We start from the raw sequence: 22829 nt of genomic DNA, 5'->3' as shown, positions 1-22829 counted from the left end.
CCTAAAGAGTCAGGGGTGATTCAATGAAAGGAGCGCAAGCCGTCCTCGAATGCCTGCGTGAGCAGAAGACGGATCTCATTTTCGGCTATCCGGGCGGCATGATTTTGCCGCTTTATAATGCGCTTTATGACGCCAAGGATATCCGGCAGATCCTGGTCACGCACGAGCAGAACGCGGCACATGCCGCTGATGGCTATGCCCGGGCCTCAGGGAAAGTAGGCGTCTGTATCGCAACTTCAGGGCCCGGTGCCACCAACTTGGTCACTGGACTCGCGACAGCGTTCATGGATTCCATTCCTGTTGTCGCCATCACGGGACAGGTGGATACGAAATCTTTGGGGCGTGACGCATTCCAGGAGACAGATATTCTTGACGTGACCATGCCAGTCACGAAGCACAACTTCAAAGTGAAGCGCCCGGAAGACCTGGTGGCGTCCGTGCGCGAGGCATTCCGCATTGCGCGCCACGGCCGCCCCGGGCCTGTGCTCATAGATATTCCCAAGGACCTTTTCTTCGCGGAGGTTGATTACCGGAGAGAAGAACCTGCAGAAAAAGCGCCGGGCAAACCGGATGCCGATTTTCTGATCTGCGTAGCGGAGGCGGCGCGAGAGGTTGCTGCGGCAAAGCGTCCTGTCGTCATTGTAGGCGGCGGCGTCATTTCCGCTGGCGCTTCTCGAGAGGTGCAGGCGTTCGTTGAGCGTTATCACCTGCCAGTGGCGCATACGCTGATGGGGCTGGGGGCCATTCCGCGCTCTCATCCACAGTCCCTTGGTTTCGCCGGCATGCATGGCAAGAAGGCTGCCAATCATGCCATCGCCGCTGCAGATCTTGTAATCGCCATCGGCAGCCGCTTCGGCGATCGCCAGACGGGCAACCTCGATAAGTATACCGAGGGTACGAAATTTATCCATATCGATATCGATCCAGCGGAAATCGATAAGAATGTAGCGCATTCCCTGGGGCTGGCCGGCGATATGAAGACAATCCTTTCTCTGCTCATGCAGAAGGATCCGGGAGAAGAGCGCACGCAATGGTGGCAGCAGATCAGAACCTGGCAGGATACATATGATTACGACTATCAGGTGACGCGGCTGACCGTTCCCTGGGCCATGCATACGATTGCCAAAGCGACAAAGGGGAAGCCCTTTGCCTTTGCCACCGATGTGGGGCAGCATCAGATGTGGGCCGCGCTGCATCTCTCTATCGAGGAACCACGCACATGGTTGACCTCCGGGGGCCTAGGTACGATGGGGTTCGGACTCCCTGCGGCGATGGGCGCGCAACTTTTCTACGGTAAAACTAGAAGGGTCATCCATGTCGCTGGTGACGGCGGCATCAAGATGACAGGCAACGAATATTATACGATTGCCCGCCTGCATCTGCCCATCATCTCCATCATTGTCAACAACACGAGCCTTGGCATGATCCGCCAACTGCAGAAGGTAAATTACGATGAAAGGTACATCGCCTGCGAGTTTGACTATCCCATGGATTATGCGGCGTACGCTGGTTGCTTCGGCATCTCGGCGGAGACGGTTTCGACACAGGAAGAATTTGCTGAAGCTTTTGCAGATGCCATGGCGGCCGATGGGCCGCGCGTCATCGTCATGAACGTCCACCGCAGTTTTGTGGAACCAATGACAAAAGGCGGTGCGACCCTTGATCAGTTCGTAGATTTCAAATAAAAATAGCCATGAAAGCCTTCGTGAAAACGAGGGCTTCTTTTTTGAGTAACTGATTCGTTCAGGATACCGTTCTTTTTACGTCGTTCACTCCTTTCAAGGAAGTGCCGAATGAATCAGTGATTCCTTAAATTCCCGCACTTGACTGGAATATAACTATTGCCTATGATAGAATGTTCTCAGAGATATATGCATGCTCCTGATTACACATTCGTTATCAGAGAAATAAAAGTCATGCTATTGCTAAACGATATGGAATCAGTGATTCCTTTAGAACTGAATGAGCTGAATGAAATGATATGAGGAGATGCCTGTATGGAATTTCGGCAATTAGAATATTTTGTCACCATCAGCGAGCTCGAGAACTTCACGCGGACAGCAGAGGTCCTGCATGTTTCGCAGCCATCGGTAACGAAGGCCATCAAATCCTTAGAGGGAGAACTGAAGCTCACGCTGATCGATCGCAGCCAGAAACATGTTACTCTCACAGAAGAGGGCCGTACTTTCCTGATTCATGCACAGCGCATCATGCGTGATGTGCAGTCAGCATATCAGGACATGCAGAGATTTCACAGCGAGGCGCGCGGCACCATCCGGTTTGGAATTCCACCTATGGTGGAAGGCTATTTGTTCCCGGATTTTTTTACGAAATTCCGGGCGGCGTATCCTGATATCACGTTGGATGTGCAAGAATTCAATGACTCTCTGGAGGTACGAGAACAGGCAGATTTAGGAGAACTTGATTTTGGTGTTGTTCTCTGCAGCCCGGAGGAATGTGGCACGAATGAATTCCTCATCATGAAGGACGAGATGTGTCTGTGCCTGCCTCCCAAACATCCGCTGAAAGAGCTTATGGTTGTTCCGTTCACGAGGCTGCGCAAGGAAAAGTTCATCATGCAGCAGCCGCATACTTTTCAATATCGTACTGTTTTCGATAATTGCACGCAGCATGGCTTTACGCCAGACATCGTACTTTGCACATCGCAGCTGAAGACGATCAAGCAACTTGTGGCAAATGGGACGGGAATTTCTGTCCTGCCGAATTTCGTCACGAAGAATGAGAAGATTTTCTATCGCAGGGAGATTGAACCGAAGATCCCGCTCAATATTTCTCTGTACTGGGGAACCCATAAGACGTTTTCATCCATCGATAATCGCTTTATGGATTTCATGCGGACATATACGGCCATGCCGGATTTCAAGAAACATTTTCGACAAAAATAAATAAAAAGGGGACTGACAAGAGAATATGCAGCTGAAGCGCCTGGAAGCCTATGGATTCAAATCGTTTGCTGAAAAGACAGAAATTGTTTTTCATCGCGGCATTACGGCGATTGTTGGCCCTAATGGCAGTGGAAAAAGCAATATCACAGATGCCATCCGCTGGGTTCTTGGTGAACAAAATACACGAAATCTGCGTGCGGCGAAAGCTGAGGATATCATTTTTTCGGGAAGCAGTGCGCGTAAGGCGCTCAATGTGGCCGAGGTATCTCTCGTTTTTGATAATTCTGATGGAACACTGCCCATTGCGTACCAGGAGGTTGTCGTGACGCGGCGACTTTTTCGCAGCGGTGAAAGTGAATCCTATATCAATCATGCGCGCTGCCGCATCAAAGACGTGTATCAGCTCTTTGCGGATACGGGAATCGGCCATGAGGGCATGAGCATCATCGGGCAGAATAGCATGGATCACATCTTGAACAGCCGTCCGGAGGAGCGGCGTGCTTTTTTCGAGGAAACAGCAGGTATCACGAAGTACAAGACGCGGAAGGGCGAGGCACTTCGCAAAATGGAATCCACGGAGAAAAATCTCGTGCGCGTACAGGATATCATGCAGGAAATCGATGCGCAGCTTGTACCACTGGCAAAACAAGCGGAGAAGACACGCCTGTTTGACAGACTGTCTGGCGAATACCGTCAGTGTGAGATTTCCAGCTTGAGTGAGAATTATGATGACCTCACCACCGCACGCACAGAGAAACAGGAAAAAAAAGGTGCTGTGAGAGATAAACAGGCAGCACTGGCCGCGTCAATCAAGGAAAAGGAAACTGCTCGCGAAAAAACGAAGCTGCAAATAGTGAAGAAAGAGGCTTCCTTGCAGAAATATGCCCGTCAGGAACAGGATTTGCAGGAAAAGGTGGAATACCTCCAAGCAGAACTTGCCGTGCGCAGAGAGCGGCAGTCCAGCGAGGATGCGGCACGCACACGCTTGACAGAGCAGGCAGCGGAGACGAAAGAGGAACTGCAGGCAACGAAGCAAGTAGCACAACGAATTTCTGAAAGTCTTGCGGGGCAGGCACATGACATGTCTCTGTTGCAAGATAACCTCAAAGAAAAGAAAGAAGAATTCACCCTGACAGAGTCTGCGCTCAGAGACGCAGAGGACGCGTTAGCTGTAGCTCTGGCACAGGAGGAAGAACAGCGCGCTCACAGCTTGACGTGTAGCAAAGAGCTTGCTGTCATGAAGACGGCCGTGGAATTCCATGCACAGGGGCAGTGTGAGCAGGGAAAAAAGCAGCAGGATCAGGAAACACGTATCGCAGATGCCAAAAGAAAGACAGAACACCTCCAGGAGCAGCTCACGCAATCTGAGCAGGAAGCAACGCAGTTCGAGAACAAGCTCCAGCTCGCGATTACAGTCAGCCGCGAAAGGAAAGAGGCGCTTTTCAAAGCGCGCAGGCAGCATCAAGACTTGTGCGTACAGTTGAAAGAGCTGATGAGTCGTCGTAAATTGCTTGAGCGAATGCAGCAAGCGTATGAGGGATTCGGTATGGCGGTGCGCTCTGTCCTGCGCAACGAAGAACCGTGGCATGAAGGGATTTGCGGTGCTGTTGCTGAACTGCTCGAAGTACCGGGGAAATATGTGACAGCGATAGAGGTGGCGCTCGCTGGAAGCCAGCAGCATGTGGTCATAGAAGATATCGAAACGGCCAAGGCGGCCATAGCATTTCTGAAGCGCCGACGCCTCGGCAGAGTCACTTTCCTGCCGTTGACTTCGCTCGTCGTGCGACAGCCTGTGGATGCGTCTTCTCTTCTGGCGAAGAAGGGCGTGCTTGGTTTTGCCAGCAACCTCATCCGCATAGAAGAGAAGTATCGTCGCGTTGCAGAGTTCTTGCTCGGACGAACGCTGGTGGTCGATACGCTTGACCACGCGCTCGCCATTGCCAACGATACAGGTCGGCGCCAACGCATCGTGACTTTGGAAGGCGAGTTGCTACATCCGGGCGGATCCATCTCCGGCGGTGGCCGCTTTCATCGGGATGCGAGCTTCCTAGGACGGCGTAGCGAATTGGCATTTTGCTGCAAGCAGATAGAGGATCTGCAAGACAGAGAGAAGAAAGTCGGGACGCATCTGGAGGAGCAGGAAGCGCTCTGTCTGACGGCCGAACAGTCGCAGGCACATCTTGTGGAGGCGCAGCAAGCACATCTTGTCCACCAGGCAGAACTGAAAACCGCTTTGACAACCGAACAGGCTGCATTACAGGAAGAGGAGCGTAGCTACCGGGAATCAGCAGAGCAATATGCCTTGCTGCAGCAATCCTTTGCCAAAGCACAGGAGACGCTTTCTCTGCAGAAATCTCGTGTACGACAAGCAGAGGAAAAACTCGCAGCGCATGCAAAGGAGACGGAGGAAAAGAGGGAAGAAGCGGCGGATATCTCAGAAGATGTTGACGCTCTGAAGCAGCAGATTTTCGCGTATGAAAAACAACTGGCCGTGCTTTCTGCAACCTGCGAACAGGATACAGTTCGCTTGCAGGATGTAAAACGCCGCATAAAGCAGAAGCAACAGGCACTCGAGAAGATACAGGGAGAACTTGCTCGCCTGCAGGATGGAGATAAGGAGAATCAGGCCAGTATAGACAAACTCACAATGCAGCAGGAATGCTTGCGCGAGGAAAGGAAACAACTCCGACAGAAGAAGGATGACTGCTACGCGGAAAAGATGCGCTTGCTTGAGGAAGCACAGTCTGCTGATCAGGTGCTTAAGAAGCTGGCTTCCCGGCAGCGGGAACTTCAGGAAATGGAGCATCAACTGGACTTGCAGCTGTCAAAAATCGATTATGCTCTGGAGGATTGCACGCAGAAGCTGCTATCTATGTATGGGCTGACACCGGAGCTTGCAGCGGCGCAGCGTCTGCAGCTGCCTGCAGCAGAGGTGAAAACACGTCTGCAGGAACTCAAGGGGAAGATAGAAACTCTCGGCCCAGTGAATCCTGAGGCCATCAAGGAATATGAGGAACAATGTAAGCGGCTTGATTTCATGCAGCGGCAAGCACAGGATCTCGATGCTGCAAAGGCGGATCTTTCCGCACTTATGCAGGAAATGGATGATGTGATGACAAAGCAGTTCCAGTCGGCATTTACCAAGATACAGGGTTATTTCCAGCAGAGCTTTGTCAAGCTTTTTGGCGGCGGACAGGCAGATTTGAAGCTTCTCGATGATGGGGAGGATATCCTGCACGCAGGCATTGACATTCTCGTGACGCTGCCGCATAAGAAACGGCAGGGGCTTTCGGCGTTATCAGGTGGAGAGCGCGCACTTACAGTTATCGCTTTGCTTTTTGCATTTCTGACGTATAAACCGTCGCCGTTTTCTGTGCTCGATGAAATCGACGCACCACTTGATGAAGCGAACGTCGCGCGGTTCGGCCAATATCTCAGAGAACTTTCTCACGCTACGCAGTTTATCGTTGTGACACACCGCAAGGGAACGATGGAATCTGCTGATACGATGTATGGCGTGACAACGGACGGTGCAGGTGTCTCGCAGGTATTATCCGTAAAACTTGATGAAGTCTGAAGATGGTTGACAATATAATATGTAACGATTCAGGAGGTCATAAGCCATGGGATTTTTTGATAAACTGAAAAAAGGACTTAACAAGACGAGGGAGAATCTCACCAACCGTATTGAGAAACTGGTCATCGGCTACGCGGATATCGACGATGATTTTCTCGACGAACTGGAGGAAACCCTGCTCATGGCCGATGTCGGCGTACCTACGACGGAACGGCTCATGAAAGTTGTGCGCCAGGGAATCAAGCAGAAAAAAATCAATGCCCCCGAGGATCTGAAACCGTTCCTGGCGCAGGAAATCAGCGACATCCTCACGGCAGGGGAAGAACAGGACAAGACGCGCGTGGCAGCTGCTGGGCCGACGGTGCTTCTCGTCATCGGCGTCAACGGCGCAGGCAAGACGACAACCATCGGCAAGTTGTCTGCTTATTACAAGGCGCAGGGAAAGAGTGTCATGCTTGCGGCAGCGGATACTTTCCGCGCGGCCGCCATCGATCAGCTCGAAGTCTGGGGCGAACGCACAGGGGCACAGGTTATCAAGCATGAGGAGGGATCTGATCCGGCAGCTGTCGCATTCGACGCTGTCAATGCAGCAAAGGCTCGCGGCGTCGATGTCCTCATTGTCGATACGGCAGGCCGTCTGCAGACGAAATCCAACCTCATGCAGGAGTTGGAGAAAATCAACCGCGTCATCAAGAGGGAAATCCCTGAGGCTCCGCATGAGACATTGCTCGTCCTCGATGCGACGACGGGGCAGAATGCCATCCATCAAGCAGAGCTCTTCACCAAGGTTGCGCCGATTACTGGCGTCGTACTCACGAAGCTCGATGGCACGGCAAAAGGCGGTGTGGTCATAGGCATCAAGAGCCAGCTGTCTATGCCGGTAAAGTGGATCGGTGTTGGTGAGGGCGTAGAGGATCTGCGTCCATTCGTCGCGGAAGATTTTGCGAGGGCTTTGCTCGGAAAATGAAGAAGCGGGCGATTTCTCTCCCTCAGAAGGGTAGACGCTTACGAGAATTTTTATTATAATAAATGAAACTGCTGTTTGTCAGAGGGAGGATTTTTCAGGATGAAGAATACGAAACCCATTTATATCATTGGCCATCGAAATCCGGATACAGACTCGATCTGTTCTGCCATCGGTTATGCGCATCTCAAGCAGGCGCTCGGCGAGAACGTCGTCGCGGCGCGGGCGGGAAAGGTGAATGCAGAGACAAAATATGCGCTCGAGTATTTCCATATGCAGCAGCCGCTGCTCCTGTCGGATCTCTATCCTCGCGTCAAAGATGTGCTGCTCGACTGCAAGATCGTTGTCAAGCAGCATGATACATTGCGACAGCTGGGCGAAATCATGCGCGATCATGATCTGCGTTCTGTTCCCGTGACGGACAGCAAGGGCATTCTCGTGGGCATCGTGACAGTGTCCGATCTGGCCAAACGCTATTTCCAGGAGCTTGGCATGGCGAACCTTTCTGACATGCGCGTGCGGTATCGTGATATCATTGCCGCTATCGATGCCAAGGTACTCGTCGACGGTATCGAAAGCGACTTCATCCAAGGCGATGTACGGATTGCGGCAGGCTCGCTCAAGACGATCAAAGCGGGCATCAAGGAGAATGATATCGTCTTGATCGGCGACCGCCACGATGAGACCATCATCGACTGCGTGGAGCAGGGCATCTCCGTCCTCATCATCACAGGGAACGGCCGCGTGTCTGCTGATGTCATCGAGGCCGCGGAAGCGCGTCACATGTTCGTGTTGTCCACGCCATATGATACGTATACGACGGCACGTCTCATCAACCAGTGTGTGCCGGTCCGCCGCATCATGCATGAGAACCCTGTTTGCTTCAAGCCGATGGACCTGCTCTCTGACATCAAAGGCACCATGGAAGAGACGCATTACCGCAATTATCCTGTCATCGAGAACGGTCGTCTCGTCGGTCTTGTGAGCCGTGATGAGCTCACGATGCCGGAGCGTGACCGCGTAATCCTCGTCGATCATAATGAACGCGGCCAGGCCGTCGAGGGCATCGAGGAAGCCAAGATTGTCGAGGTCATCGACCATCACCGTCTCGGCGGTATCCAGACGAGCGAGCCAATCTTCACGCATGCGGAGCCAGTGGGCTGCACGGCGACCATCGTTGCCAACATGCACTGGCAGCAGGATGTCGACATCCCCGCACCGGTAGCGGGCCTGCTCCTCTCAGCCATTCTTTCAGATACGGTGCTCTTCAAATCCCCGACGTGCACGCCGTACGATAAGAAGACTGCGGAGCGCCTGGCGGAAATCGCGGGTGTCGACCTCAAGGAGTACGGCATGGCAATGCTCAAGGCTGGCTCTGGCATCGGCGATATGACCCCGATGGAGATTGCGAAGAATGACTCCAAGGAATTCCAGATGGGCGATTACCATTTGCTCATCAGCCAGATTTCCGTCATGGATACGAAGGAAGTCCTCGGACTGGAGCCACAGCTCATTGAGGCGATGACGACCATCTGCGAGAAAGAAGGTTTCGATATGAGTCTCGTGATGGTCACGGACATCCTGGAAGAGGCGACGTATCTCTTGTACGCAGGTTCGCCCAAGACGTTGATCGGCGAGGCTTTCAAGAAGGATGCCAGCGGTACGCATGTCTACCTCCCCGGCGTCATGAGCCGCAAGAAGCAGATCGTGCCACCGCTTTCCGAAGCGGTGAAGCGCATCAAGGAAAAAGAGTAAGCATCCATCATTGTATTTCATCCGCCGCCCCTGGTGCGCTAGGGGCGGCTTTTTACCGCATTTCATCACGAGCAAACGAGGAGGAAATCTTGGATATTTTTAGTGGACTCAACCCTGCGCAAAGAGAAGCCGTCGCGCATACAGAGGGGCCGCTGCTCATCATGGCAGGTGCCGGTTCAGGTAAAACGAAGGTGCTCACCTGCCGCATCGCGAACTTGTTGGCGCAGGGCGTTCCGCCCTATCGCATCCTTGCAATCACATTCACGAACAAGGCGGCAGCAGAGATGCGCGATCGTGTAGACCGCATGATTGGCGAAAACGCCAAAGAGGTATGGCTCAGCACATTTCATTCCTTCTGTGCTAGGTTCCTGCGCCGAGAAATCGAGGCGACGGAACTCTACCGTCGGAACTTCGTCATCTATGATACGAGTGACAGTCAGGCTGTCATCAAGGATTGCCTGAAAAAACTCAATCTCGACGAGAAACAGTATGCGCCCAATAATATCCTGCATGCGATTTCCAACGCGAAAAACCAGCTGCAGGGGCCGCATACATTCAAGAAACTGGCGGATGGATTTTTCCAGGAAAAGGTCGCCGAAGTCTACGAGCTCTATGCACAGCGACTGCGGGAAAGCAACGCGCTTGATTTTGACGACTTGCTCATGGTTTCCGTGCGGCTGCTGGAGGAACAAGAGGATATCCGGCAGAAATACCAGCGTCGCTTCCAATATATTCTTGTAGATGAGTACCAAGATACGAACGGCGCGCAGTATCAGCTCACGAAAATTTTGGCCGGCGCTCATCATAATCTCTGCGTTGTTGGCGATGCAGATCAATCCATCTATGGTTGGCGTGGTGCCGATATCCGTAACATTATGGATTTCGAGCAGGATTACCCGGATGCGACGACCATCAAACTGGAACAGAATTACCGTTCGACAAAGACCATCCTCGCAGCAGCGAATGCGGTAATCGAGCACAATGTCCAGCGCAAGAAAAAAGCGCTTTGGACAGAAAATCCGCAGGGAGAGAAAATCACATCCTATCAGGCGATGGACGAAAAGGATGAAGCACATTTCGTAGCGACAACCATCATGAAGCAGAAGGACATCTTCCAGGCGAGCTATGGTGACATGGCAATCCTCTATCGGACGAATGCCCAGTCACGCATCTTAGAGGAAGGGCTCATGTCGGCACATATACCGTATACGATGGTCGGCGGGCTGAAATTCTATGACCGCAAGGAAATCAAGGATATCGTCGCTTATCTGCGTGTTATATTCAATCCATTGGACAATGTCAGCTTGCTGCGCATCATCAACGTGCCGAAACGGGGCATCGGCCAGACATCTCTCTCGAAGCTCATGGAATACGCAGCGGCAAATGATCTGACACTCTTTGATGTGATTTCCAATCAGGATGTCTTGGCGGCAATTCCCGGTATCACAAGTCGCGTCAAACGTCCTCTGGAGCTTTTTACTTCCTTTATTTTCAATATCATGGCCATCCAGTCAAATCTCTCGATGAATGATCTGATCTCGCACGTTATGCAGGAATCGGGCTATCAGGCAGAACTGGAGAATGACAAGAAGCCAGAGAGCAAGGAACGCCTGGAAAATCTCAAGGAATTCATCGGTATGGCCAAGGAATTCATGGAAAAGGAAGAACAGCCTACGCTCGAGAATTTCCTCGCGCAGCTCTCACTCGTCTCCGATGTGGATCATGCTGATTTTGCGGATGACCGCGTTACTCTCATGACGTTGCATGCAGCCAAGGGCCTGGAGTTTCCCATTGTCTTCATCACCGGCATGGAGGAGGGGATCTTCCCGCATAGCCGCGCGCTGATGGATGACGACCAAATGGAAGAAGAGCGCCGTGCCTGCTATGTGGGCATTACACGTGCAGAACGCAAGCTCTACCTGACACATGCGGCGAAACGGACGCTCTATGGCCGCGCCAATGCAAATCCGGCCTCCCGTTTTCTCGCGGAGATTCCCAAAGAATGTTTGGAAGAACTTGTGCCGCGCCGCAATGCCTATGGTTTTGCGTCGGCAAGTTCCTACGGGGCACAGCAGCGTCAAGGCGTTATGACCTTTCGCCCCTCCTCTGCGCAATTTGGCAGCGGCACTCATTTTGTTGGCAAGCCAAAATCTGCCCTCGAGGCTATGCGCGAGCTTTCCGCACGGAATACGGTACCGAAAAGCGGCGACGTGATCCGTCCTGATACCAACATTTCCTGGCATGTCGGCGACAAGGCGAAGCATGGGAAATGGGGCGTGGGTACCGTCGTTTCCGTCAAGGGAGAGGGCGAGGAGGTCGAACTCAAAATTGCTTTCCCAAATCAAGGCGTAAAAGGACTCATGCAGAAATACGCGCCGATTGAAAAAGTATAGGCATCATCGTGTGAGATGCTCACAGAAGGAAACTATGGAAATATCTAAGCTAAAGGGGATAGGTGGATTTCCTTCTATAATGTTATCAAGTAGGGGAGGATGAGCAAAATGGAAAAGAAAATCATCGTGATTGGCTCTGGTCCTGCAGGCATATCGGCTGCGCTTTACGCGCGCCGCGGCGGTGCCTCTGTGACGGTAGTCACGAAAGGGCAGGGCGCGCTTGCCAAGGCGGAACGCATTGAAAACTATTATGGCTTTCCTGAACCGGTAACTGGCGCAGAATTGGAACGCCGTGGCATCGAGGGAGCGCGTCGCCTCGGCATCACGCTGCAAAGCGGCGAGGTCATGCAGCTCGGCTTCAATGATACATTTGACGGCTACACTGTGGCGGGCAAAGATTTCGAGCTTTCTGCGCCCAGTGTAATCCTTGCGGCAGGGGCTTCTCGGAAGAGCGTGCAGATTCCCGGCATCGCGGAACTGGAAGGCAAGGGGGTAAGCTACTGTGCCATCTGCGATGCATTCTTCTACCGCAAGAAGCGTGTCGGCGTCATCGGTGCTGGCGCGTATGCTCTGCATGAAGCGGAAGTTCTTGCTCCCCATGTCTCCGAACTTCATATCCTGACAAATGGTGCTGAGGAAACGGCACAGTTCCCTCAGGGGATGACGGTCCATACAAGTAAGCTCTCATCGATAAAAGGGACAGAACATGTGGAAAGCGTCGTCTTCGAGGATGGTGCGGAACTGCCGCTGGATGGCGTATTCATCGCCATCGGTACTGCTGGAAGCGTTGTACTAGCGAAGAAGATGGGCATACAGCTCGAGGGCCGCAGCGTCAAAGTGGATGAAAATATGGCGACGAATGTGCCGGGCATCTTCGCGGCAGGTGACTGTACCGGCGGCCTCCTTCAAGTTGCAAAGGCTGTCTACGAAGGAGCAAAAGCAGGTCTGTCCGCTGTAAATTATCTGCGTTCTAAATCATGATACGACTTGTAACCTGTGTTTTGCTTCCTTGTAAATTCCCGCTTGAAATGGTAGGATAATCAGGAAAGCAATGTTCTAATTATGGTATAGAAAAGAGTTTTTTATGATGTGGAAAAATTTTTCAGCTGGAGTTTTAAGTGTAGCCCTAATGGCTGCTAGCACACCTGTTTGGGCTGCAGAAGAAGTATCTCCCGTCGTTACTGTAACGCAAGGAGATGTGGTCACTGCAGTACCTGCCGAGAAAACAACGAAGGCAAGTGAGACGAACAAACCGCAGGCGGCGACAGAACAACCCGCCGTAGAATCTGGAAACACGGACAAGGCATCTGTTGCTGGCAAGACAGATGAAGCGGCTCTCAACAGCCGCCGCATCATGATCAACCTGGCTAGTCGCTCCTTGGCACTTTACGAGGGTACGAAAAAAATCCGCCTTTATCCCATCGGGCCTGGAAAACCGGGCACTCCGACACCTGTAGGTTATTTCTCCATTCGTTCGAAGGATGTCAATCCGACGTGGACAGATCCTGAGAATCCTGAAAACTCCATTGCGTCCGGTGAGAGCAATCCGCTCGGATATCGCTGGATGGAGATTCAGGGAAACTATGGCATTCACGGTACGAACAAGCCGGAGTCTATCGGTCATTATGTCTCCAATGGCTGCATCCGTATGAATGAAAAGGATGTCGAAGCACTGTTCGAGCTCGTGAAAATCGGCACACCGGTAGAAATCACCTATAATCGCATCGTCGTCGAGAAAACGCCGGACGACACGGTCGCTTTCTATATTTATCCGGACGGCTACGACAGGCAGCCGCTTGATGTTGCGGAGGTAACGCGCTGGCTCGCAGGCTTTGGTGTGCAAAATTTCATCAGTGATGAAGACATTCAAAAGAAAATCGACGCATCAGATGGAGAACCTACTTATATCGGCAAGGTTTATAATATCACCGTTGACGGCAAGAAAATGAAGAACAAGGCTGTCATCCAGGATGGCATCACCTATCTCCCTGCCATCGATCTTGCTGACGCCGCAGGTGTCAATCTCGGCTGGGATGCTGCAGCCCAGGTTCTCACAAGTACGTATGGCAAGGCCATCGGCTATGACAAGAAAGACGTTCTGTATTGCAATGCCGATGATGTGGCGACGCTTTATCATTTGGACGGCGGCCAATCCGGGAAAGACGGTTTCGCCTATCAGAAGACTTCTGCAGGAAAAGCAGAACCGTCCGAGGCAACCATTGCAACGTCAGTGACGACGGGAAGCACAGAAAGAGCGACAGATTCCGCACAGCCTGAGCAGCATCCGTCCATGGTTACGCAGCCGACTGATGGAGCGAGAAGTGAGCAGGCTGATGCATGATCACGAGCCGAATGGGTGTCAAGCACTGCTGCGCGAAGCTTAGACGCAATGCTTAGACGCAATGCTGTCCGTGCTTCCGTAGAGTAGATCTGCCCAAAATGAGGAGGGAACGCTTTGCAAAAACGATTTGTCATTCTCGATGGAAGCAGTCTTCTTTTCCGTGCTTTTTTTGCCTTGCCGCCATTGACCGCACCGACGGGAGAGTATACGAATGCGATTTTTGGCTTTGCCAATATGCTCCTGAAGCTTTGGGAAGACTGGCATCCTGATTATCTAATCATCGCTTTTGACAAAGGGAAAAAGACATTCCGCACGGAACTTTATCCCGACTATAAAGGCACGCGTGACAAGACTCCGGCTGAGCTTTTGGGGCAGATTCCATTGCTCCACGATTTTGCCGCAGCGCTTGGCATACCGTTCATTGAGCGCGCAGGCTACGAAGCTGATGATATCATCGGCACGCTCGCGACGCAGGCAGCCGGAGCTGGATTGGATGCGCTGGTCGTCACTGGCGACCGCGATGCACTCCAGCTGGTTCGCCCCAATCTGCGCGTGATGCTGACAAAGAAGGGCATTTCTCAGTTGGCTGTCTATGATGAAGCTACATTTACGGAGGAATATCAATTACCGCCAATCCGTTTGATTGATTTGAAGGGGCTGATGGGGGATACGTCGGACAATATTCCGGGCGTACCTGGCGTAGGACCGAAAACAGCGACGAAGCTCTTGGTGGCGTACGGCTCTCTGGAAAACGTCTTTGCACACAAAGAAGAGGTTTCCGGCAAGAAACTCCAGGAACGGTTGACGACCTACGAGGAACAAGCGTGCCTGTCCAAGGTGCTCGCGACCATTAATTGTCAAGTACCGGATCTGACATTGTCCCTTGACGATGCGGTTGCTACGCCGGACAGCGAGAAGCTGACATCCTTTTGTCAGCGTTACGGCCTTACGGCCATTCTCTCGCGTGCGGGCAAGGTATTCAATCTCGATTCCAGAGAAAAGTCACTGCCGGAGTATGGCGTCTCCGAAACAACAGAGGCCGCAAAGACGGTCGAGATCCTGCCCATAACCCCCGAGGCGCTAGACACGATGAAGCGGGCTGACTATCTCGCTGTTTCCGCACAGTTCCAAGGGCGCGCACCATTTCTATCGCCTGTCTCTCTGGTCGTTGCCTGTGCGGAAGGTGTGTTTTTTGTTGACGCCCAAGCTGGAGTGCTGTCGCATGTTCTTGATGTGGTAGAGGCTGCGCCAGAAGTCATCCTTTTCGACTTGAAATCTTACGGACATGCAGGGATACAGTTCCGTGGAAAGATATTGGATGCAAAGCTCGCAGAATATCTCCTGCATCCTGAGATATCTAGCTACAGTGTGGCATCGCTGCTTACTGAGTTCTTTCCAGAGACCGCGTTGCCGGAGGACATGGATGATGCATTCAAGGCGAAGGGCTTGCTGCGCTTGCACGATCCCCTGATGGAAAAACTAAGATTGCTTTCCCTCTGGCAGCTCTATGATACCGTAGAATGGCCATTGGTACCAGTGTTGGTGCGCATGGAACAGACAGGTGTATTCGTCAATCGTCAGCACCTCGCGGAAAAGGCAGAAGAGGTAGGAAATCGCATTGACGAAATCCAGCAGGACATCTACACGCTGGCCGGGACATCATTCAATATCAAGTCCACAAAACAGCTTGGGGAGATTCTGTTCGAGCGTCTGGGCCTGCCACCTGTCAAAAAGACGAAAACGGGTTATTCAACAAATGCCGAGGTTTTGGAAGCACTCAAATTCCAGCATCCTATCATCGAACAGGTGCTTTCTTATCGTCTTTGGACGAAGCTGAAGTCTACCTATCTCGATGCAATCGGCGATCTCATCCGCCCCGAGTCTGGACGGGTGCATACGAGTTTCAATCAGACGGTGACAGCGACAGGGCGGCTCTCAAGCTCAGATCCGAACCTGCAGAATATTCCCGTACGCACGGAGGAAGGTAGACAGATCCGCGCGCTTTTCGAGCCCGGAGAAGGGTTCGACTACCTCTTATCCGCGGATTATTCTCAGATCGAGCTCCGCCTGCTGGCGCACATGTCAGGGGATGAGAGCTTTATCGATGCGTTCCGCAGAGGCCAAGACATTCACGCGCGAACGGCAGCGGAGGTATTCCATCTCCCACTAGAAGATGTAACACCGGAACTTCGTCGCAGGGCGAAGGCTGTTAATTTCGGCATCGTTTATGGCATCAGCGATTACGGGCTTTCACGGGATCTGCATATTTCGCGGAAGGAGGCGGCAGGCTATATCGAGGAATATTTCACCCGTTATCCGGGAGTGAAGACATTCCTTGACAAGATGGTAGAAGAAGCGCACGCAACCGGCGCCGTGACGACGCTCTTCGGGCGCAGACGAGAACTACCAGCCATCAAGAGCCACAACTTCAACCAACGCACACTTGCGGAGCGCATGGCGATGAATACCCCGATCCAGGGAACGGCCGCAGATATCATTAAGCTCGCTATGATTCGTGCGGACAAAGCACTGCAGGACGCTGGTGCCAAGAGCCGCATACTCCTCCAGGTGCATGACGAGCTCGTGCTCGAAGTGCCGGCAGCAGAAGTTGCAGAGGTTACGGAGATTTTACGTGAGGCGATGGAACATGTCGTACAGCTGTCGGTTCCGTTGCTCATTGAAGTGAAGACAGGAAAAAACTGGGCGGAGGCGAAATAAGAGGATGCCAGAACTGCCAGAGGTGGAGATCATCCGGCGCGGTCTTTCGCGCCATATTCTTAGCGAAACCATCGAAGATGTCGATATCCGTCTGCCACGTCAGATTCATTTCCCGTCAGCGCCAGAATTTCGTGCACAGATACGAGGATGTACCATCAAAGAAGTGCAGCGTAGGGGCAAGTATCTCCTTCTTGCGCTTACGCACAGCATGATGCTGGTGATTCATCTGCGCATGACAGGACGTATCGTTTACGCGCCGGATGGAGAGGTGCGTGACTGCTATGCGCGTGTCGTTTTCTTGCTCGCTTCAGGGGCGGTGCTCGTCTTCGGCGATATACGGACCTTTGGCGCGCTCTATTTGCTGCCGCGCCATGACCTATACAGGATTACCGGTCTGGCTTCCCTCGGACCGGAGCCACTTTCCGATGCGTTCACAGCAGAAGGCCTCAGGCAAAAAGCGCAGGGGAGGCGAACCTTTGTCAAAGCATTCCTGCTCCAGCAGGAAAACATCGCGGGCATTGGCAATATCTACGCAGATGAGGCGCTGTTCGTCGCCGGTATTCATCCTGCACGTCGTGTGGATACGCTCACAGTTGAAGAATGGTCGCGTTTGCACCAGGCCGTGCGACAGGTGCTTCGGGAAGGAATTACAGACGGCGGCACGACGTTCCGCGATTACCAGAACGCAGATGGCGGGCAAGGGCACCATCAGGAGCATCTGCACGTTTATGAACGCGAGGGAACTGCCTGTGACGTGTGCGGCACAGAGATTGAGAAAATCAAGCTTAGCGGAAGGGGAACGCGTTTCTGTCCTATATGCCAGAAATGACGGGAGGAAATTACCATGCGCATCATCGGTCTTACGGGAGGCATCGCTAGCGGCAAGAGCACAGTATCTCGCATCCTGCAGTCTATGGGGGCCGTCGCCATCGATGCGGATGCGATTGCCCACGAACTGGCAGAACCAGGAGCCCCGCTCTATGAAGCATACATCACACATTGGGGCGCGGGAATCCTCACACCAGAAGGCACTCTGGATCGCCGCAAGATAGGAGACATCGTATTCGCCGATGAAGACGAGCGGCGATGGCTGGATGATGTATCACATCCCTTATTATACCGGGAGGTGCAGCGGCGCTTGGCAGCGCTGCGTACATCAGATGTTCAGACCGTCGTACTCGATGCGCCGCTGCTCTTCGAGGCTGGCTGGGAGCGATTGGCGGACGAGACCTGGGTCGTAGTGCTGCCGCGTGACATCCAGCTCCGGCGTCTGATGGCACGCAATCATTACACAGAAGAGGAAGCGCTCAGCCGTATGGAATCGCAACTGTCACAAGAAGAAAAGATGCGCCGCGCGGATGTAGTCATCGATAATCGCGGTTCTGAGGCTCAGCTGGAAAAGAAGGTACAGGAGGCTTTTCGTCGTCCTGTCTGATTGCTGTTAGCAAGCGGAGAACGCCATGGTATCTCATAGAATCAGCACCACGCAGGAAAGGAGGAACACTGCTCCATGTCAGGATTTGCACAGCACATGCAGCAAAAGAGGAACCAGGAAAAGCGCAAGGGGATTTCCCTTGCTTGCGGCATCTTTTTATTCCTGTGTTGTTTTGGCGTTTATTTCCTTTCACAAACGGAATGGGTGCAGAAGGACTACCTTTATCCCTATCCGTATCGGGAGACAGTGGAGCACTATGCGGATATCTACGGTGTTGACAGCAGCCTTGCCGCCGGTGTTATCCAGGCAGAGAGCCGTTTCCGTGCAGATGTGCAATCACATCGCGGCGCCGTCGGCCTCATGCAGCTCATGCCGGATACTGCGGAGTGGATTGCCGGCCAGATGGGAGATCAACGATATTCTGTCGTGAACCTCTCAGATCCCGAGGTGAATATCCGTTACGGCATTTGGTATCTTGCTGTGCTGCAGAAAGAGTTTGACGGTAATGATATTCTCGCGCTTGCGGCGTATAACGCCGGCCGTGGTAATGTACAGTCTTGGATGAGATTGTACGGCTGGCGGCAGGATTTTTCTGATGTCGAGAAAATTCCCTACGCAGAAACGCGGGAATACGTCCTGCGCGTACTGAAATATCAGAAAAAATATGAAGACCTCTACGAAAGATCGTCCACGGGAGTTCTGACAGCGTCTATAGAGAACCGCTGACAGAATGCAGCATACATGCCCCCTGTATTGCAATTTTAACCGTGGCTACATGATTTCTTTTCCAAACCGCACGGCAGGAGGAGCCATCGCCCATGCAGAAGAAATATTGCATCGTACCCAAAAAGAATAATATGTTCTGGGAGCTTGTCCGAGGCATGCAGTTGAGCAGGGAAGAGAAACTGCTGCTCAAGACATGCCGTATCATGCATGTGGAAATCGATCCGCGAGACAATAGCTGGGAGATTCTCCTTCAGACACAGGAATTGCTGAGAGAAGAGCTTCTCTTTCGTATCTCGCAGCATATTTCTGGCAACTGCCAGATTTCCGGCGTAACGTTCTATCAGGACGTCATCGATATGGAAAAAGGTATTAAAAAGGCATGGGAGGAACTTGCGTCGCGCACGGCAGAGGGCAACCCTGCGGTGCTTTCGCTTCTGCGCCAAGCTCAACTGAACATCGATGGTAGCAGGCTCGTGCTCGAGGTAGGCGGAGAGCTCAGTGGTGAGATTTTCCGTGCCCATGATGTTGCCGCGCAACTACAGAAAAACATCAAGGGACTTTTGGGATTTTCCTGTGAAGTTACCTGCCTGGCGGCGGAAGAGGCTCCCCCTGTTCCCGTGGGCAGAACAAAGAATACTCCGGCATATCTTTCGGCGCTGCGGCAGGAGCGCCATGCGGAGAACGTAGCGCGTGCCGCGCAACAAAAAAAGCAGTCTGCACCTACGAAGGCAAAGAGAACCACAGCGGCAGCTCGTTCCACTACCGGAAAGGCAGCTGCGTATGGAACACCGGTCGTCATGCCTGCAGCAGGGAATCTTGTCTTCGGCCGCGGCGTCGCAGGAGCAGTCAAGACCATTGATGAAATCGAGGGCGAGGAGAAAAACGTCATCCTCGAAGGCTGGATTGGCGAGGGTGCCGGATCCGGCATCCGCACCACGGAATTCAAGACGGGGACGAAGATGCTCTCGTTCTGTCTTACAGATGCAACGAACGGCATCGCCTGCAAGAAATTCTTCAAGCCAGGCCGTGGAAAAAACGCTGATCCAGAGGAGTTCGAGAAGGTAACAGCGCAGCTGAAAGATGGCATGTGCGTCCGCGTGCGCGGCTCGATTCGTTTCGACACGTATCTGAACGAATATGTGCTCGCACTGGACAGCCTGGCGAAAAAGGAAGTCAAGTTGCGCGAAGATCACGCCGAGGTCAAGCGCGTTGAGCTGCATGCTCATACGACGATGAGTGCGATGGATGCTGTCGTGTCGGTCAAAGACCTCATAAAGACAGCAGACCGCTGGGGTTGGCCTGCCGTTGCTGTGACGGATCATGGCGTAGTCCAGGCATTCCCAGACGCAGCCAAGGCGCTCAAGGACTGCAAGACGGATCTCAAGGTTATTTACGGCATGGAGGGGTATCTCGTCGGCGAAGACTATGAGCAGAAACGCGCCAATCATATTATTTTCTTGGCGAAGACGCCCATCGGCCTGCGCAACCTTTACCAGCTTGTTTCTCTCGCACATCTGAAATTCTTCCACCGGCAACCACGTCTGCCGCGCACGATGATTGAAGAGTTCCGCGAAGGCTTGATCATCGGCTCGGCTTGTGAAGCTGGCGAACTCATCCGTGCAATCGAGGAACATCAGTCGGATGAGCAGCTCATGAAGATTGCCTCGTTCTACGATTACCTTGAGATCCAGCCCATCCACAACAATGATTTCCTGAAGCGCAGCGATAATTTCCCTGAAATCAAGACAGATGATGACCTGCGCGCCATCAATCTCAAGGTCGCTGAGATTGCGAAGAAACTCGGCAAGCCGCTCGTCGCGACATGCGATGTGCATTTCCTCAATCCGGAGGACAGCATCTACCGCGCCATCCTCATGAAGGGCAAGGGGTTTGATGATGCGGAGCTGCAGCCGCCGCTCTATCTGCGGACGACGGAAGAGATGCTGGAAGAGTTCTCTTATCTCGGCGAGGAACTGGCGTATGAGGCTGTCGTGACCAATCCGCGTAAGATCAGTGACAGCATCGAGCGCTTCAAGCCGATTCCAGACGATCTCTATTCGCCGCAGATTCCCGGCGCGGATGAAGAAATCCGCAGCATGTCCTACCGCAAAGCAAAATATCTCTACGGTGAAAATCTGCCCAAGATTGTCGAGGACCGCCTGGAGCAGGAACTCAAGCCCATCATCGGCCATGGCTTCTCCGTCCTGTATCTGATTGCACAGCGCCTCGTCAAGAAGTCCAACGACGACGGCTATCTCGTCGGCTCGCGCGGCTCCGTCGGCTCATCCTTCATCGCGACGATGACCGGCATCACAGAGGTCAATCCGCTGCCGCCGCATTGGCGTTGCCCACATTGCCAGTATAGCAAGTTCATTACAGACGGTTCCTACGGCTGCGGCTATGACCTGCCGGACAAGGTCTGCCCTGTCTGCGGTACGCCGCTTCTGAAGGATGGGCATGATATCCCCTTTGCGGTCTTCCTCGGTTTCGACGGCGACAAAGTACCAGATATTGACTTGAACTTCTCTGGCACCTATCAGCCAGTCGCCCATAAGTATACGGAAATCCTTTTCGGCAAGGATAATGTTTATCGCGCAGGCTCCATCCAGACGGTTGCGGATAAGACGGCCTTCGGCTACGTGAAGAAATTCTTCGAGGAAAAGGGAGAGAAAAAACATATCTCCTATATCGATCATCTTGCTCACGGCTGCATGGGCGTCAAGGCGACGACAGGCCAGCATCCTGCGGGCATCATGGTCGTGCCGCGCAACATGGATGTGCATTTCTTCACACCGATCCAGCATCCGGCAAATGATATGAACTGCGGTACGATTACGACGCATTTCGATTACCATTCCATCAGCAGCCGCCTTGTCAAGCTCGATATTCTCGGTCACGATGATCCGACAGTCATCAAGATGCTCGAGGATCTCACACATCGCGACCCGAAGACCATCCCCTTTGATGACCCGGCGACGATGTCGCTGTTCAATTCGACGGCGGCGCTCGGCCTTACGCCGGAGGAGCTGGGCGCTACAAGCGGCACTTTCGGTATTCCAGAATTCCGTACACCTTTTACACGACAGATGATTGACGATACGCATCCAGATGTGTTCTCAGATCTCGTGCGTATTTCCGGTTTTTCTCATGGCACGGATGTATGGCTGGGGAATGCGCAGGATCTCATCCGCGGCGGTCAATGCACTATCAAAAATGCGATTTCCGCGCGTGACGATATCATGATGTATCTCATCCATCAAGGCATCGACCCGCTTCTTTCCTTCAAGACGATGGAGAAGGTTCGCAAGGGAAAAGGCATCGCACCAGATGTTGTCGAGACGTTGCGCAAGGGCGGCATACCGGAGTGGTTCATTGCTTCTTGCCAGAAAATCAAGTATCTTTTCCCGCGCGCGCATGCTACGGCATACGTCATGATGGCGTATCGCATCGCATTCTGCAAAGTGCATTATCCGCTTGCGTACTACGCTGCGTATTTTTCCATACGCGCGGCTGAGTTTGATGCCAATGTTGTCGCGCGCGGCAAGGATTACGTGGCACGCTGCATCAGTGATCTCGATCAGGTGGCCAAGGAAAAGGGCAAGCTCGATGCAAAGCAGAATGCGACGCTCATCGTCCTGCAGCTCGCCTGGGAGATGTACCTGCGCGGTTACAGCTGCGAGCATGTAGATCTCTATACTTCCTCGGCTGAGAAATTCATCATCCACGAAACATCTCTGCTGCCGCCCATCGCCAGCCTTGCGGGCATGGGAACCAAGGCTGCGCAGAGCATTGTAGAGGCGCGCCGCGATGGTATCTTCACGTCGGTGGAAAACCTCCGTACGCGCACAGGCATTTCCAAGACCTGTATCGAAATCCTGCGTGATCACGGCTGTCTCGACGGCATGAGCGAGAGCGATCAGCTCGAACTCTTCAGCATGTGAACCGCATGCGTCCCCTGAATTTCTTTCTAGAGGTTCAGGGGGTTTCTTTTAGAACGCACTGATGAAATGATGT

General features: G+C 52.9%; 13 protein-coding genes. All 13 read left to right on the top strand.

Going from position 1 to position 22829, the window contains the following annotated elements; translation table 11 throughout:
* The first annotated feature begins 23 nt into the window (after window positions 1–23).
* The 13 genes from ilvB (at window position 24) to F599_RS0102760 (ending at window position 22756) form a co-directional block, all read left to right on the top strand.
* On the top strand, window positions 24–1685 hold the full coding sequence (gene ilvB, locus F599_RS0102820) for a biosynthetic-type acetolactate synthase large subunit (protein WP_019542016.1): 1662 nt from the start codon (window positions 24–26) through the stop codon (window positions 1683–1685).
* 312 nt (window positions 1686–1997) lie between these two features.
* A complete protein-coding gene (locus F599_RS0102815) occupies window positions 1998–2906 on the top strand; it encodes a LysR family transcriptional regulator (RefSeq protein ID WP_019542015.1) in 909 nt (302 codons plus the stop codon).
* A 25-nt stretch (window positions 2907–2931) separates the two neighbouring features.
* Complete coding sequence (gene smc / locus F599_RS0102810; RefSeq protein WP_019542014.1) at window positions 2932–6483, top strand: chromosome segregation protein SMC; 3552 nt, start codon at window positions 2932–2934, stop codon at window positions 6481–6483.
* A gap of 46 nt (window positions 6484–6529) precedes the next feature.
* Window positions 6530–7450 (top strand): signal recognition particle-docking protein FtsY, encoded by a 921-nt coding sequence (gene ftsY / locus F599_RS0102805; RefSeq protein WP_019542013.1) that lies wholly within the window; start codon window positions 6530–6532, stop codon window positions 7448–7450.
* A 99-nt stretch (window positions 7451–7549) separates the two neighbouring features.
* Window positions 7550–9202, top strand: coding sequence for a putative manganese-dependent inorganic diphosphatase (locus F599_RS0102800; RefSeq protein ID WP_019542012.1), 1653 nt, complete (start codon window positions 7550–7552; stop codon window positions 9200–9202).
* 89 nt (window positions 9203–9291) lie between these two features.
* Window positions 9292–11595: a DNA helicase PcrA gene (gene pcrA / locus F599_RS0102795; RefSeq protein WP_019542011.1), complete on the top strand. Its 2304-nt coding sequence runs from the start codon at window positions 9292–9294 to the stop codon at window positions 11593–11595.
* Between the two features lie 108 nt (window positions 11596–11703).
* Window positions 11704–12576 (top strand): NAD(P)/FAD-dependent oxidoreductase, encoded by an 873-nt coding sequence (locus F599_RS0102790; RefSeq protein ID WP_019542010.1) that lies wholly within the window; start codon window positions 11704–11706, stop codon window positions 12574–12576.
* A 103-nt stretch (window positions 12577–12679) separates the two neighbouring features.
* The gene (locus F599_RS0102785; RefSeq protein WP_071592833.1) at window positions 12680–13936 is read left to right on the top strand and encodes a L,D-transpeptidase family protein; all 1257 of its coding nucleotides are present in this window, start codon (window positions 12680–12682) and stop codon (window positions 13934–13936) included.
* Between the two features lie 114 nt (window positions 13937–14050).
* Window positions 14051–16654, top strand: coding sequence for a DNA polymerase I (polA, locus tag F599_RS0102780; RefSeq protein WP_019542008.1), 2604 nt, complete (start codon window positions 14051–14053; stop codon window positions 16652–16654).
* A gap of 4 nt (window positions 16655–16658) precedes the next feature.
* On the top strand, window positions 16659–17483 hold the full coding sequence (gene mutM / locus F599_RS15980) for a DNA-formamidopyrimidine glycosylase (RefSeq protein ID WP_019542007.1): 825 nt from the start codon (window positions 16659–16661) through the stop codon (window positions 17481–17483).
* Window positions 17484–17498: 15 nt separating this feature from the next.
* The gene (coaE, locus tag F599_RS15975; RefSeq protein ID WP_019542006.1) at window positions 17499–18089 is read left to right on the top strand and encodes a dephospho-CoA kinase; all 591 of its coding nucleotides are present in this window, start codon (window positions 17499–17501) and stop codon (window positions 18087–18089) included.
* 75 nt (window positions 18090–18164) lie between these two features.
* Window positions 18165–18815 carry a lytic transglycosylase domain-containing protein gene (locus tag F599_RS13455; RefSeq protein ID WP_019542005.1) on the top strand — a complete coding sequence of 217 codons (651 nt, stop codon included), beginning with the start codon at window positions 18165–18167 and terminating at the stop codon, window positions 18813–18815.
* 92 nt (window positions 18816–18907) lie between these two features.
* Window positions 18908–22756 (top strand): PolC-type DNA polymerase III, encoded by a 3849-nt coding sequence (locus F599_RS0102760; RefSeq protein ID WP_033368993.1) that lies wholly within the window; start codon window positions 18908–18910, stop codon window positions 22754–22756.
* Window positions 22757–22829: the final 73 nt, after the last annotated feature.

It is taken from the genome of Selenomonas bovis DSM 23594 (genome assembly GCF_000381005.1).
In the GTDB taxonomy this organism is placed as follows: Bacteria; Bacillota; Negativicutes; order Selenomonadales; family Selenomonadaceae; genus Selenomonas_C; species Selenomonas_C bovis.
This window is presented reverse-complemented; position numbering and strand designations above follow the sequence as displayed.